The organism is Pseudomonas sp. E1BtOHC1 (genome assembly GCF_058744285.1).
In genome coordinates this window covers 2,344,485-2,357,730 of record NZ_CP196023.1, presented here as the reverse complement: position 1 = coordinate 2,357,730, position 13,246 = coordinate 2,344,485, and the positions used below count along the sequence as shown (strand labels likewise).

The 13,246-nt window shown below is 64.8% G+C and carries 11 protein-coding genes; all 11 read right to left on the bottom strand.

Translation table 11 applies throughout. The features are described 5' to 3' along the window. Positions 1–147: 147 nt before the first annotated feature. Positions 148–1,098, bottom strand: coding sequence for an aliphatic sulfonate ABC transporter substrate-binding protein (locus ACSSVC_RS10825; RefSeq protein WP_492612277.1), 951 nt, complete (start codon positions 1,096–1,098; stop codon positions 148–150). Positions 1,099–1,150: 52 nt separating this feature from the next. Further along, positions 1,151–3,619 carry a TonB-dependent receptor plug domain-containing protein gene (locus ACSSVC_RS10820; protein ID WP_492612276.1) on the bottom strand — a complete coding sequence of 823 codons (2,469 nt, stop codon included), beginning with the start codon at positions 3,617–3,619 and terminating at the stop codon, positions 1,151–1,153. 25 nt (positions 3,620–3,644) lie between these two features. Further along, on the bottom strand, positions 3,645–4,142 hold the full coding sequence (locus tag ACSSVC_RS10815; protein WP_404938523.1) for a RidA family protein: 498 nt from the start codon (positions 4,140–4,142) through the stop codon (positions 3,645–3,647). Positions 4,143–4,279: 137 nt separating this feature from the next. Then, complete coding sequence (locus ACSSVC_RS10810) at positions 4,280–5,857, bottom strand: flavin monoamine oxidase family protein (protein ID WP_492612275.1); 1,578 nt, start codon at positions 5,855–5,857, stop codon at positions 4,280–4,282. Between the two features lie 259 nt (positions 5,858–6,116). Continuing rightward, positions 6,117–7,328, bottom strand: a complete 1,212-nt coding sequence (locus ACSSVC_RS10805) for a dipeptidase (RefSeq protein WP_404938519.1) — start codon at positions 7,326–7,328, stop codon at positions 6,117–6,119. A 235-nt stretch (positions 7,329–7,563) separates the two neighbouring features. Beyond that, complete coding sequence (locus ACSSVC_RS10800) at positions 7,564–8,526, bottom strand: ABC transporter substrate-binding protein (protein WP_404938517.1); 963 nt, start codon at positions 8,524–8,526, stop codon at positions 7,564–7,566. A gap of 10 nt (positions 8,527–8,536) precedes the next feature. After that, positions 8,537–9,346, bottom strand: coding sequence for a class II aldolase/adducin family protein (locus ACSSVC_RS10795; RefSeq protein ID WP_346634959.1), 810 nt, complete (start codon positions 9,344–9,346; stop codon positions 8,537–8,539). Positions 9,347–9,392: 46 nt separating this feature from the next. Then, complete coding sequence (locus tag ACSSVC_RS10790) at positions 9,393–10,331, bottom strand: D-isomer specific 2-hydroxyacid dehydrogenase family protein (protein ID WP_404938513.1); 939 nt, start codon at positions 10,329–10,331, stop codon at positions 9,393–9,395. Continuing rightward, positions 10,328–11,533 carry an acyl-CoA dehydrogenase family protein gene (locus ACSSVC_RS10785; protein ID WP_492612274.1) on the bottom strand — a complete coding sequence of 402 codons (1,206 nt, stop codon included), beginning with the start codon at positions 11,531–11,533 and terminating at the stop codon, positions 10,328–10,330. Before ACSSVC_RS10785 ends, ACSSVC_RS10790 begins: the two co-directional genes overlap by 4 nt. After that, entirely contained in the window at positions 11,530–12,309 is a 780-nt protein-coding gene (locus tag ACSSVC_RS10780) for an ABC transporter ATP-binding protein (protein ID WP_404938509.1), read from the bottom strand. The genes ACSSVC_RS10785 and ACSSVC_RS10780 overlap by 4 nt, the downstream gene beginning before the upstream one ends. Before the next feature lie 2 nt (positions 12,310–12,311). After that, the gene (locus ACSSVC_RS10775; RefSeq protein ID WP_346634963.1) at positions 12,312–13,133 is read right to left on the bottom strand and encodes an ABC transporter permease; all 822 of its coding nucleotides are present in this window, start codon (positions 13,131–13,133) and stop codon (positions 12,312–12,314) included. Between the last annotated feature and the right edge of the window lie 113 nt (positions 13,134–13,246).

Below are 13,246 nucleotides of genomic sequence, written 5' to 3'. Positions count from 1 at the left end.
AATCAGGCAAATAGCGGCCATCACCGACAACTTTAACGGCCTGCGCGGACACTATGAAATTTGCTGATAGTTAAGTTAAACAGCGGACATTATTGAAGGGATATTTATTCATTCCTCCCGAGCTTAATTAATAAAAATGCCATCTATTCATTCAACTTCATTGAACTGTTCGTCCATGTAAGCCGAGGCATCGAAAGACTGGCGGATGATGCCTTCCTCGCGATACAGATCGGCGGTGTGCTGCACGTCCGCCACCACCGACGGCCCCACGGCAATGCGTCGGGGCACGGAGTAGCGGTTGGAGCGTTCATGGACCTCTACCGGCAGGCCGCTGTAGCCGGCCTGGATGCGGGAAAACTCGGCCTGATGTTGATTGGCCCAGGCATAGGCGCGATCCAGGCGCCGGAGGAAATCGGCAATCTGTGCCGGCTTGTCATGGATCGCCTGATCATTGGCCACCAGTAACATGTGCCCGGCGAACAGGCCCTCGCCACTGACCAGCACCCGGGTTCCACCTTCCATCTGCACCATGCTGGTGTAGGGGTCCCAGGTCGACCAGGCATCGGCCTGACCATTACTCAGCAGGCTGCGGGACTCGGCGGGCTGCAGGAAGATGAACTGCGCATCCGCGCCGTGCAGCCCCGCCGAACGCAGGGCGGCGAGGGCCAGGAAATGGCCGATGGAGCCGCGAGTGGTGGTGATGCGCTGGCCCTTGAGGCTGGCGGCATCCTGCAGCGGCGAGTCGTTCTTGACCACAATCGCCACTGCCGTGGGCGTGACCTTGAGTTTGATCACCCCCACGGTCTTGATCGGCGCCCCGGCGGCGGCAGCGAACACGAACGGCGCATCCCCCAGGCTGCCAATGTCCACCGCCCCGGCCGCCAGCGCCTCGGCGGTGGGCGCGGCGGCGGCAAAGGACGCGAACTCGATGGGATACGGCACCTGCTCCAGCTCGCCGGCGGCCTGCAGCAGAATCTTCAGCGACTGCTTCTGGCTGGAAACCCGCAACGCCGGCTGCGCCAGCGCAGTGCCCACCCACAAACACAACACCACCCCTTGTAGGAGCCGCGACTGGCCCCTGAACCTTGCACCCGTCATGCGGCCGCCTTCGCTGGCAAGCCAGCTCCTACAAGATCGATGCTGACCATGCCTAGAACGCCAGGCTGACGCGGCTGTAGTAATAACCACCGCCCAGGCCATAAGGCGAGAACATCCCGTATTCATAAGTCCCCGCCCAGGCCTTGAGGCCGATCTTGTCCGGGTACACGTCAAACAGGTTATTGGCCCCCACCGCGACGGTGAGGTTCTGGGTCACGTCGTAGGCCACGTCCAGGTCGGTGATCCACTTGGCACTGTAGGTACGGTCGTTGGCCGCAAGGTTCGAGCCTTCGGTGTACTCGCCAAAGCGGGTCAACTGCAGGTTGGTGGTCCAGTCGCCCACCTTGTAGTTGCTGGACAGAATCCACTTGTCCTTGGGCGTCGACTTGGTCAGGTCGATCTGCTGCTGGCGGTCGAACAGCACATAGCCGGCCCCCAGGCGCGACAGGGCCGCCGGGGTCTGCGCCAGATCGCGGATGGTGGTCTTGTTGTGGTTGTAGGCGACGCTCCACTTGGCCGTGCCGTACTCGCCGAACGACTGGCTGTAGTCCGCCACCAGGTCCACGCCCTTGGTCCGGGTGTCGGCGGCGTTGGTGTAGTACTGCCCGGCGAGGTTCGGCGACAGGCCGTTCTCCACCAGGATCTGCGACACCGCCGGGCCCTTGAGGATGCCGGTCTGGAGGATGCGCTTGTCGATGTCGATCAGGTAGAAGTCGGCGGTCAGGCGCAGGCGCTCGGTGGGTTCGGCGGTGAAGCCCAGGCTGTAGTTGCGCGAGGTTTCCGGCTCCAGGTCCTTGGCCCCCAGGGCAATGGCTTCCGGCGAGTTGGGGCGCATCTGTTTGGTCCGCACCGAGCTGGTGGTGCCGCCGGCGCCGAACTGGGTCACGGTGCTGGTGGTGGAGAACACGCTCTGGGCCAGGGACGGTGCGCGGAAGCCGTTGCTCACCGCCGCCCGTACCGCATAGCCGGGTATGAACTCATAACGGGTGGTGAGCTTGCCGCTGGTGGTATCGCCCACGCCGAGGTTGTATTTCTCATAACGCGCCGCTGCGCCGACGTACCAGTTGGGGGTGATGTTCAGGCCGAAATCCACATAGGCGGCTTCGCTGTGGCGCTTGAGGCTGTAGGCGTCTTCCGGCGTGGTGCCGTTGACCGAAAACAGCCCCGGGTCCGGTACCACGCCGGCAAAGGGACCGGTGGCCGGGACGTAGCTGCCCTGGTTGTAGGAGTTGGGCTCGCCCTCTTCCAGCGCGTATTTCTCCCAGCGGTATTCCACGCCAAAGGAGGTTTCCAGCGGGCTGCTCCAGCCGATGTCCAGGGCCCGGGAGAAGTCCAGGTTGTTGGTCCACTGGTCAAATACCAGATTGCCCAGGTGGAAGTCGTGCTGGCCGTAAGGGCCGTTGGAAATGTTCAGGTTGTTGGCGGTATCCAGTACCCCGCGGTCCTTGCCGTAGGTGCTGGACAGGTCCCAGTCCCAACCGCCCGCCAAACCCTTGGCACCACCGGCGACCTGGAAGTCGGTCTCGCGGATCTCCCGCCGCGCCTGGCCGCCATTGGGATACGGTGCGTTGGGTACCCCCGCCAGACTGGTGATGTCGGTGGGCTTGCGGTGCCCCAGGTTCTTGTTGCTGTTGCGGTAGCTCAAGGTGGAAAACGAGTACAGCTTGAGGTCGTCGGCCAGGGGCAGCTCGGCGTTGTAGGCCAGGCTGGTGGTGCGGTCGCGGCCCAGGCCGTACTCGGTGCCCCAGCCCTGACGATTGCTTTCCCGAGGGTCCGGCGAGCCATTGGGCTGATTGAAGTACAGCTGGCCGCTGGCCGCACTGGAGCGCTCGTAAGGCTCCTGGAGCTTGGCGTCCCAGGACAGGTTGACGAAGCCGCCGTCCTCCCCCAGCTTGCTGCCCCAGTTGAAGGCTTCGTGGCCGGTGGTGCCGTCACCGTCGTAGTACTGGCCCAGGGTGGTGTCCGAGGTCAGGCCTTCGGCATTGCGCTTGAGGATGATATTGATCACCCCGGCGATGGCGTCGGAGCCGTATTGCGCTGCGGCGCCGTCGCGCAGCACTTCGATACGCTCGATGGCGGCCGTGGGAATCAGGTCCAGGTCCACCGGAACCGAGGCGTTGCCGACCCGGGCACCGTTGTTGATCAGCGCCGAGTTGTGCCGGCGCTTGCCGTTGATCAGCACCAGCACCTGATCACCGCCCAGGCCGCGCATGCTCACCCCACGCACCAGGAACGCCGTACCGCCGCCGTTGATGGTGGGCACGTTGAACGACGGCAGCAGGCGCCCGAGCATTTCTTTCAGACCGTTCTGACCGATGCTGCGCAACTGCTCGCTGTCGATCACATCGATAGGCGCCGGGCTGTTGGTGACGGTGCGCTGCTGGCTGCCACGGACCCCGGTGACCACCACCGTGCCCAGGGTTTCGTCAGCGGCCAGCAACTCCACAGGGGTTGTCAGGCTCAACAGGCCAAGGCTCAGGGGCGCGGCGCCGCGAACGATTTTATGCAAGGAAATACCCATGACTTCAGATCCTTTTGAATGGCGCTCAGCGCGACCGGGCGGCGACGGTTTCGACTTCGATCAGGGCCCCGGGCAACACCAGCCCTGCCACTTGCACCGTGGTCCGGGCCGGTTTCAGCGGTTGTTTCTCGGTGCCGAAGAACTCGCGAAAAGCCACTTGCAGGCCATCGAAATCCAGCTTGCCACCCAGGGCCGGGTCGCCCACCAGGTAGATCCGCAGTTGCACCACATCCCCCAGGGTCAAGCCCTGGCTGGCGAGTAGGGTTTGCACCTTGCGCAGCACCACCCGGGCCTGGGCCTCAGTGTTGCCGGCGGCATGGATCTGCTCCTTGGGCGCCTTGGGGTCCACCGGGTCCGGCAACAGGCCGGAGAGGTAGGTCACCTCGCTGTTGGCGGGCAAAGTCACCGACTGCAGGATCGGTGAATTGGGATAGGTGGACGGCACGCGCTGGATACCCGCGGCCCAGCTGCTGCTGGCGGCAAGCAACAGCCCCAGCCCTACGACGGTATGTTTTACAGACATGCAAAGACGCTCCAAGGTTGTGTGTGCCAGCCTCGGAGGTCCGCTACCCGGCATGGGTTACTGCTGTTCTGTACGAAAACTGCCTGCATTTCGATCAGGTAATTTTTTGTGCAGAACAAGGTAAATGCTCGGCTTTTTCAGGCCGTTTGCTGTAGCGACGAGCCTTGCGCCCGTTCAAAAAGGTGGCGCACCACGCGCCGCGCTGCACCGGCGGCGGCTTCCTGCCAGATGCCCACGCCGCTGTGGGCCAGGCCGTCGCTGGTCAGGTAGACCCGGCCTTGGGGCTGGTTGAGCAGGCTGTAGTCCGGTTCGGCCACTTCATGGCTGATCCAGGGCCCGAAGTTGTAGGGGATCTTGCTCCAGGCAATCACCAGAGGATTGCGCAGTTCATGGCTGTGACCGGGGTGCAGCAGTTCCACCGCCTGACGGGAGATCTCGATCTGCTGGGCCAGGGTTTTCTCACCGAACTTGCGCGCGGTTTCACCGTTGTTGTACGCCGCCACCAACACCCCTTCGGCCTGGTTGAACCCACCGCTGGGGTACCACAGCCCGGACGCTTCCTGATTGATGAACGACAGCCCGCCATAGATCTGGTACTGGCTTTCCCAGAAGCGCCGGGACTGCCAGGCCACCTTGTTGGCGTAGCCGAACTGCACCGCAGCGATGGCCTGGCGTACCGGGGCACTGAAGTTGTTCTGCACCTTGGCCAGCAGCGGCAAGGGCAAGGAACTGATCACGTAGTCGGCCTTCAGGCTCTGGGTGCGACCGCTGCGCCGGTCCAGGTAGAGCACCTCGACGCTGTCACTGTGATTGGTGATGGAACGCACCTCACTGTGCAGCCGCAACCGCCCCTGCAAGCGTCGGGCAAAGGCCTGGGGAATGCGGTCCATGCCGCCCACGGGCTGGAACATGGTGGGCGAGAATTCCGGGTATTCATCGATCATCAGCGCCGTGGTCAGCGCCGGGTTGAGCAGGGTCTGCAATGGCAGCGGATCATTCTTCTGCGCCAGCTGGTCACCGGCACCGGGCCAGACCTTGTAGCCGGAGCGGGCCGATCCCAGGTATTCCAGCTTGTCCGAGAGATCGCCCCAGGTTTTCAGGAAGCTCAGCAGGTTGCTGCGATCGGCCGCCGTCAACTCCTGGTCCAGGGCATGCCGATTGACCGCCTTGGCCAGCAGCTCGGAAAAATGCCCGCGGCTGTCATTGACCGCCTGGCGGATCTGCAGGGCCGGCTGGTTCAGGTCCGGACGCACCAGGGCATTGCGACTGGTGTTGACCAGTACCTCCAGTTCGACCCCCAGCTCGCGGCAGTAGCCGAGCATCAGTTGATGGTGACTGGGCAAGCGACCGGCCCCGGCATTGAGATAGAAACCGTCATCGAACTCGGCGACTTGCGCACTGCCGTCGCTGTATTCCACCCGATCACCGCGGCGCACGGTCCAGTTGCGCCCGCCGACCCGGTCCCGGGCTTCCAGCAGCGTGACCTTGAACCCGGCCTTGTTCAGTTCATAGGCACTGACCAGACCGCCGATTCCGGCGCCGATTACCACCACCGAAGCCCCCTTGCCCAGGGCAGCGGTGGGCAGCGACGCATAGTTCTCCTCGTAGGCCTCGGCGTTGCCCGGACCGCCGAACAGGCCCATGACCGCACTCGCCGCCTGGACCCCGCCGACAGCGGCGATACGGGCGATCAATTGTCTTCTGGTCAGTGGCATGCCAGCGCTCCCTGCTGCGGATGGATAGTGCGTTCGGTTATAGCCCGTGGACTTATGCAGTCACTTGGGTCTATGGGAAGCCATCCTAGGGGCGCTCATTTAATAAGAGAAATACATTTTAAGCATATGCAAATATTACTTTGTTTCATATTCAAGCCAGAAGATTCTGCGCCCCGCGCATAGCCCAAAAAACCAAACAGGCCTCCTCTCCCGGTAGGAGCTGGCTTGCCAGCGAAGGCCGTCTCCAGCGCCCCAAGCCTCAGGGTCCATTCGCCGGCAAGCCGGCTCCTACCCGTTGGGCGGCGTCGAGGACTCGCAGCAGATTGCCGCCCCAGATCTTCGCCAGGTCCGCTTCGCCGTACCCCGCCGCCAGCAAGCGCTCGGTGATTCGCGGCAGCTGCGCCACATCCTCCAGTCCCTGCACCCCTCCACCGCCATCCCAGTCGGCGCCGATGCCCACATGGTCCGGCCCCACCACCTCAAGGATGTGCAACAGGTGCTGCAGGTAGTCGTCCAGGGTTGCCCTGGGCTGTGGGTAGCGCATCTCCACCTGACGAATCCGCTCGGCCAGGTCCGCCACCTGCCCGGGGCTCAGGCTGGCGGCCAGGCGGAACTCGCGGTACAGCGGCCCCAAGGCCTTGTCACGCTCGGGATTGGGCACGAGGTTGATCAGGTCACTGGCAAAGCTGTTGACCTGCACCACCCCCCCCTTGGCCGCCAGTTGCCGCAGGCGCCGATCATCCAGATTGCGGGGATGGTGGGTGATGGCCCGGCTGCTGGAGTGGGAGGCAATGATCGGCGCCGTGGACAGCGCCAGCACTTGGTCGAACACCTGATCCGAGGCGTGGGACACATCCAGCAGGATGCCCAGGCGATTGGCCGCGGCCACCAGATCGCGGCCCGCAGGACTCAGGCCCTGCCACTGCGGCAGGGCAGTGGCCGAGTCGGCGAAGTCGTTATTGGCCGAGTGCACCAGGCCGAGCATGCGCAAGCCCTGGCGATGGTAGGTGAGCAAACGCCCGGGATCGGCTGCCAGAGGCTCGGCATTCTCCATGCTGATAAACACCACTCGCTGGCCACGGGCGATGATCGCCGGCACATCGGCGGCGCTCAGGGCCAGGGCAAAGTCCTCGCGGTGGGCGGCGATCAGGTCGCGAATCCGCGTGAGCACTGCCAGGCCATGCTCACTGGCCAGGGTCCGGCCTTCGGCATTGAGCGGGCCCTGGGGGGTGAAGATGGCCCAGAAACCGCCATCCAGGCCGCCCTCCTTCATGCGCGGCAGATCCACCTGGGACAGGTCGTCCTGATAACGATGGCGCTGGGTGATGTCCCAGCCGGGGCGAGCCAGTTGCATGGGGGTATCGAGATGGCTGTCGAGCACCGTAAGGCGCTGGTGCAGTGAAGCGGCAGGGCTGGCGGCAAGCGCCCAGGGACTGACCAGCGCCAGCAACAGCAAGGATCGGGTGAACATAAGGCCTCCGTGGCCAATAGAAACGCTGCCCTGCAGGAGCTGGCTTGCCAGCGAAGGCGGCCACAAGATCGATGCAAGACTCAAGGACCTGTTCGCCGGCAAGCCGGCTCCTACAGGGAACTGCACGGTGTATCTGACTGCTGTAGGAGCTGGCTTGCCAGCGAAGGCGGCCACAAGATCGATGCAAGGCTCAAGGGCCTGTTCGCCGGCAAGCCGGCTCCTACGGGGTGAAGGCTCAGCTCCAGTGGAAGCTGCGGTCCCACAGGCCGGAAACATCCAGCTGCTGGGGCAGAACACCGGCTTCAAAGAACAGATCGGCCACGTCCTGCTGGGATTTCACCGCCGCGTCGTCCACCGGTTGCAACAGCCGTGGGCCGCTCTGGGCACGGTATTGGGCCAGGAACACTTCCCGGGGCATGCCGAGGATCTTCGCGCTCTTGGTGGCCCATTCCTCGGGATGGCTGGCGATCCATTGCCAGGCACGGTATTCGCGCAGGATGTAGTCGGTGATCGCCGCGTGCTTGAGCGGATCGGCAATGCTCTGTTGGTTGGCGGCAATCACGTAGTTGCCGGACAGGTAGCCCTGGCCGGTCTTCAGTACCCGGGCCCCGGCCCGCAGTTCCGCCAGCTGGATGAAGTAGCCGAAGCTGACCCAGGCATCCAGCGCGCCATTCTGAAAGGCGGCGAAACCATCTTGCGGAGTCAGCGCCATGGGCACGATGTCGGCAAAGCCCAGCCCCTGCTCCTTCAACGCCTTGAGCAGGAAGTAGTGGGAACTGGTGGAGCGGATATAGCCAACGCGCTTGCCCTTGAGTTCGGCCACCGACTGCACCCTGGAGCCCTTGGGCACGATAAACGCCTGGTTGTTGACGTCGCCGGTCAGCACCGCGATCAGTTTCACCGGGGCGTGGTTCTTGATCCCGAAAATCGGCGGGATCTCACTCATCGGCGAGATATCCAGGGTGCCGCTGACCAGGGCTTCGAAGCTCAGGTTACCGCCGGTGAACTCGGCGTACTTGACCTTGTAGGGCGGCGATTCGATGCCCGCCTCGGGGAAGAAGCTCGGCGCTGCGCCCTTGTAGGTGGCGACATTCAGGGTGACCCCGGACAGGTCCGCCGGGGCCCCCAGGCCCAGACGCGGCAAAGCACCGGCCAGGCCGGCAAGGGCCGAGAGTTGCAGAAATCGACGACGCTGCATGAGCTTGTCCTTAATCGAGAAAATCCGGTTCTTCGCGCACGATCCGCTCGCGGTAAGGCTGGAAGCTGAACCAGCCACCAAACTCGGTGCCGACCTGGCGCGCGGTGTGGCGCGCCACATCATGGGGAATGGGCCTGGGTGTGCCGGCGGCTTCCGCCAACAGCTGAGTCTGGGCGGCGTTGTCCATGGCAATGAAGCGCCAGACGGCCGCCTCGACGGTTTCGCCAACGGTGAGCAGCCCGTGGTTCTGCAGGATCAACGCCTTGCGTCCCTGCAACGCGGCGGCGATCCGCGCGCCCTCGCTGGCCTCCAGCACCACCCCGGAAAAGTTGTCGAACAGCCCGTGCTGTTCATAGAAGGCGCAAGCGTCCTGGGTCAGCGGGTCCAACAGGCGGCCCAGGCTCGACCAGGCCTTGCCGTACAGGGAATGGGCATGGGCGGCGGCCACCACTTGCGGGTGGGCTTCGTGGAGTGCTGCATGGATGGCGAACGCCGCCAGGTTCAAGGCGCCCTCGCCTTCGACAATGGCGCCCTGGGGATCGACCAGCAACAGGTCACTGACCCGGATATGGCCGAAATACACCCCCACCGGATTCACCCAGAAATGGTCCGGGCGCTGCGGATCACGCACGGTGATATGCCCGGCGCCGCCCATGTCGAAACCCAGCCGGGCGAACACCCGGAAGGCGGCGGCAAGGCTCTGTTTGCGCTGCTGGCGCTCAAGCTCGACGGTGGCTTGCTGGGGCGGATGCTCCCAGCGCAAAACCGTGTGGCCGTCGCGGGGCAGGTCATACACCGCGGGACGAAAATGCGCCGTCATGGCGGCTCTCCTTCAGAGGGGTTGTGGGGGCCAATGGCTGGCGAGGCTAGTAGCCACGTTCGATCTCCACCGGGTTTTCCAGGGCCAGCCCCGCACGCCAGCGCTGGAGGTTGCGCTCCAGCAAACGAGCGATATTCAGGTAGACCCGAGGCGAGTTGGCCGAGGTGTGAGGCGACAGGCGAATGCGTTGATGACGGTAGAACGGATGGCCTGCGGGCAGCGGCTCGGGATCGGCCACGTCCAGGCTGGCGCGAGCGATCTGCCCCACGTCCAGAGCCCGTAACAGGGCGGTCTGATCCACCAGGGCACCCCGGGCAATATTGATCAGGTGCAGACCGGGCTTGGCCGCCGCCAGTACCTCGGCGTCGATGACCTGCCGGGTCTGTTCGGTCAGCGGCACCGCCAGCAGCAGGTGGTCGGCCCGGGCAAACAACTCATGCAGGTTGGCCACAGGCTCGACTCCGGGCACATCAAAGGGCCGTTGCGAACGCCGCAGGGCCAGCACCTGCATGCCCAGGGCCTGGGCCTTGGGCGCCAGCTCCCGGGCGATGCTGCCAAAACCGAACAGGCCCAAGGTGCTGCCGGCCACCGAGGCCAGCGGCCGTTGCCGCCAGTGCTCGGCATCATCGATCCACACCTGGGGCAGGTCTTTGGCGGCCGCGAAAATCGCCGCCAGGGCAAACTCGGCGATGCTCTCGGCGGTGCTGCCACGGGCGCTGGCCACCGGCAACCGGGCGAACAGCCAGCGCGGAAAATAGTCCAGGCCCGAGGTCACCAGTTGCACAAACTGCAGGCCGAAGGGCCAACCCGCAGGCGGCTCTGGAGCATCACGAAAATCGGCATGGGGCGCCGCCAGCAGCACCTGGATATCCCCGGGCAGATCGCTGGGCAGCCCGCGGGGCAGGCTCAGTACCTCGACGCCTGGCAGCCACTGGCGCAATTGCTGGTTGAAGCCCTCGTCGAGCTGGCTGGCGATCCGCGTCACACCTGGGCTCCCCGGCTGGGCAAGGCAAAGGCGGCACGCCCGACAGCGCCAAGGATCGCGTCGTTCTGCGGCGTGTGAATCCGGCTGCAGAGCACGTCGCGGTAATGCCGTTCGATGGGATTGCCCCGGGCCAGCCCGGGGTTGCCGATGGCTTCGATGCCCAGCTCCACGGCGCTGATGGCGTTGCTGGTCACCAGGTACTTGATCTGGGTCGCCTCCCCCGGGGCGATCCGCCCTTCGGCGGCCGCATCCAGCAGCACCCGATTGTTGAACAGCAAGGCATCGATGCGCCCGATCAGTTCCTGGAAACGCGGCAGGCTCGACAGTGGCGCGCCAAGGTTGGCCGGGGTGCGCTGGGCCAGCCAGCTCAGCAGCCAGTCGCGGGCGGCCCGGGCCACGCCGTCATAGATCGCCGACAGCAGCACCGCCAGCCAGAGCACACCCTTGCTGTCCAACTCCGAGGGGCGCGGAACGTTGGCCGGCTGGATGTCCACCGCTTGTTCCAGGGGCACGAACACTTCGTCGAAGATCACGTCGTGACTGCCGGTGGCGCGCATGCCCAGGTGGTCCCAGGTTTCCTCGACGCTGATGCCGGGGCTGTCGCGGTGCACCAGCCAGGTGCCCACCTGCGGCTCGGCATCATCGCTGCGGGCCCAGACCGCCAGCCAGGTCAGCCCGGGAATGCCGGTGGAGTAGATCTTGCGCCCGCTCAGCCGCCAACCGCCTTCGACCCGCCGCGCCAAGGTCGAGGGCAACCCGCCACGGGCCGGGGTGCCCAGGTCCGGTTCGACCCGCAGGGCGTTGATCAAGGCGCCGTCCTGTACCGCTTCACGGGCCACTTGCTGACGCAGATGCAGGGGCCAGGCGTTGTTCTGTTGCAGCCGCGTGTGCTGCAGATACTGCATCACCAGCACCAGCGCAGTGGAGGGCTCACCCTGGGCCACGGCGCCGATCACTCGGCGCGCCTGGGCCAGGGTCGCCTCACTGCCCCCCAGGGCCCGGGGCACCGTCAAGGCCAGCAGGCCATGCTCGTGCAGGCGTTGCAGGTTGGCGTGGGGAAACTCGCTATGACGATCGTAATAGGCCGCAGTGGCGGCGAACTCCTCGCTCAACTGCTGCAGCAGATCGGCGAACTCGGCAGAGTCCGCATCCAGCGAGGAACGGGCTACGGACGGGGACGGTTGCACAGTGGAAAGGCTCATCGGCTGGCAGTCCTGCTCAAGGGGTGGGAGACGCTGACGGCCGGCTCGGCCTCAGTTTCGACCCCCAGCAGTTGCAGCAGCCGCGCACGCAGTTGCTGGAACCCCGGGGTGGACGCCTGACGCGGACGCGGCAGGCGAATCGGTAGCTGTTCGGCTATCTGCCCGTTGGCCAGTACCAGCACTCGGTCGGCCAGCAGCAATGCCTCATCGACATCGTGGGTCACCAGCAACACGGCCGGGGTATGCACCCGCCACAGGCGGATGATCAGCTGATGCATGCGAATTCGGGTCAGGGCGTCGAGGGCGGCAAAGGGCTCGTCCAGCAGCAATAACTGCGGCTCGCGCACCAGGGCCCGGGCCAGGGCCACGCGCTGGGCTTCGCCGCCGGACAGGGTGCCGGGCCAGGCACCGAGGCGATGACCCAGCCCTACTTCGGCCAATGCCGCCAGCGCCCGCTCACGCACCTGGGCCCCGCGCACACCGAGGGCGACATTGCGCCATACGCGCTTCCAGGGCATCAGCCGTGGTTCCTGGAAGACTGCGGCCATGGCAGTGGGCACCTGCAACTGCCCCTCATCTACCGGTTCCAGCCCGGCCAGGGCCCGGAGCAAGGTGGTCTTGCCCGAACCGCTGCTGCCCAACAGGGCGACGAACTCCCCCGGGGCGATCTCCAGGTCCAGGCCATCCAGGACCGCTTGCCCGGCAAAGCGTCGGCTGACGCCGCGGCATTCGACGGCGGCGCGCACGCGGCCCGGCTGGGGCAGTAATACAGTCATGGTCAGTTCCTGATGAAGGTCGGCCGCCAGGCCAGGGCAAAACGTTCAAGGCCGCGCACCAGGCTGTCGATGCCCAGGCCCAATACGCTGTAGACCAAGAGGCAGATGACGATCACGTCGGTGCGCATGAAATCCCGGGCGTCATTGACCAGATAGCCGATACCGGCGCTGGCGTTGATCTGCTCCACCACCACCAGCCCCAGCCAACTGATGCCGAAGGCGTAGCGCAGGCCGACGAAAAAGGCCGGCAACGCACCGGGCAGGATCACGTGGACGATCAGCTCCCAGCGCTTGAGGCCCAGCAGCGTCGCTGCCTCCACCAGCTTGGGGTCGAGGCTGCGGATACCGGAGAACAGGGTGAGGTAGATGGGAAAGGTGGTGCCCAGGGCAATGAGGGCGATCTTTGGCGTCTCGCCAACCCCGAACCAGAGAATGAACAGCGGCACTATGGCCAGGAATGGCAGGGTGCGCAGCATCTGCATCGGCGAGTCGATGGCGATCTCGCCACGCCGGGACAGGCCCGCCAGCAGGGCCAGGACAGTGCCCAGGCTGACACCGATGGCCAGTCCGCTGAGGGCGCGCTTGAGGGACACCCACAGATGTCCGCCCAACTCGCCACTGCCGAGCATCTGCCACAGGGTGTCGCCGATGGTGCTGGGGGCGGCGATGATCCGTGTCGGCAAGAGCCCGGTGCGGGAGGCCAGTTCCCAGAGCAGCAGGAGTAACAGCGGGCTGATCAGGCGTAACAGCAGGTTGCCCAGGAGCTTCAATCCGGGGCGCTCGGTCCAGCGGGAGGACAAGGTCAGCGGGGCTTGCGCAGGCATTTCAACATCCCTATTTCAGCGCGTTCGAGCCCCATGCTAACTACATAAAAAACGTCCGTGAAATTCGTTTTGGTTCTAACTTAATATACAAAAAATGCATTCAGCAAATAGAT

Bases quoted from the DNA above. Each gene is read 5' to 3' on its own strand.
- ACSSVC_RS10825 (WP_492612277.1), bottom strand. From the start codon at position 1,098: ATGACGGGTGCAAGGTTCAGGGGCCAGTCGCGGCTCCTACAAGGGGTG.
- ACSSVC_RS10820 (WP_492612276.1), bottom strand. From the start codon at position 3,619: ATGGGTATTTCCTTGCATAAAATCGTTCGCGGCGCCGCGCCCCTGAGC.
- ACSSVC_RS10815 (WP_404938523.1), bottom strand. From the start codon at position 4,142: ATGTCTGTAAAACATACCGTCGTAGGGCTGGGGCTGTTGCTTGCCGCC.
- ACSSVC_RS10810 (WP_492612275.1), bottom strand. From the start codon at position 5,857: ATGCCACTGACCAGAAGACAATTGATCGCCCGTATCGCCGCTGTCGGC.
- ACSSVC_RS10805 (WP_404938519.1), bottom strand. From the start codon at position 7,328: ATGTTCACCCGATCCTTGCTGTTGCTGGCGCTGGTCAGTCCCTGGGCG.
- ACSSVC_RS10800 (WP_404938517.1), bottom strand. From the start codon at position 8,526: ATGCAGCGTCGTCGATTTCTGCAACTCTCGGCCCTTGCCGGCCTGGCC.
- ACSSVC_RS10795 (WP_346634959.1), bottom strand. From the start codon at position 9,346: ATGACGGCGCATTTTCGTCCCGCGGTGTATGACCTGCCCCGCGACGGC.
- ACSSVC_RS10785 (WP_492612274.1), bottom strand. From the start codon at position 11,533: ATGAGCCTTTCCACTGTGCAACCGTCCCCGTCCGTAGCCCGTTCCTCG.
- ACSSVC_RS10780 (WP_404938509.1), bottom strand. From the start codon at position 12,309: ATGACTGTATTACTGCCCCAGCCGGGCCGCGTGCGCGCCGCCGTCGAA.
- ACSSVC_RS10775 (WP_346634963.1), bottom strand. From the start codon at position 13,133: ATGCCTGCGCAAGCCCCGCTGACCTTGTCCTCCCGCTGGACCGAGCGC.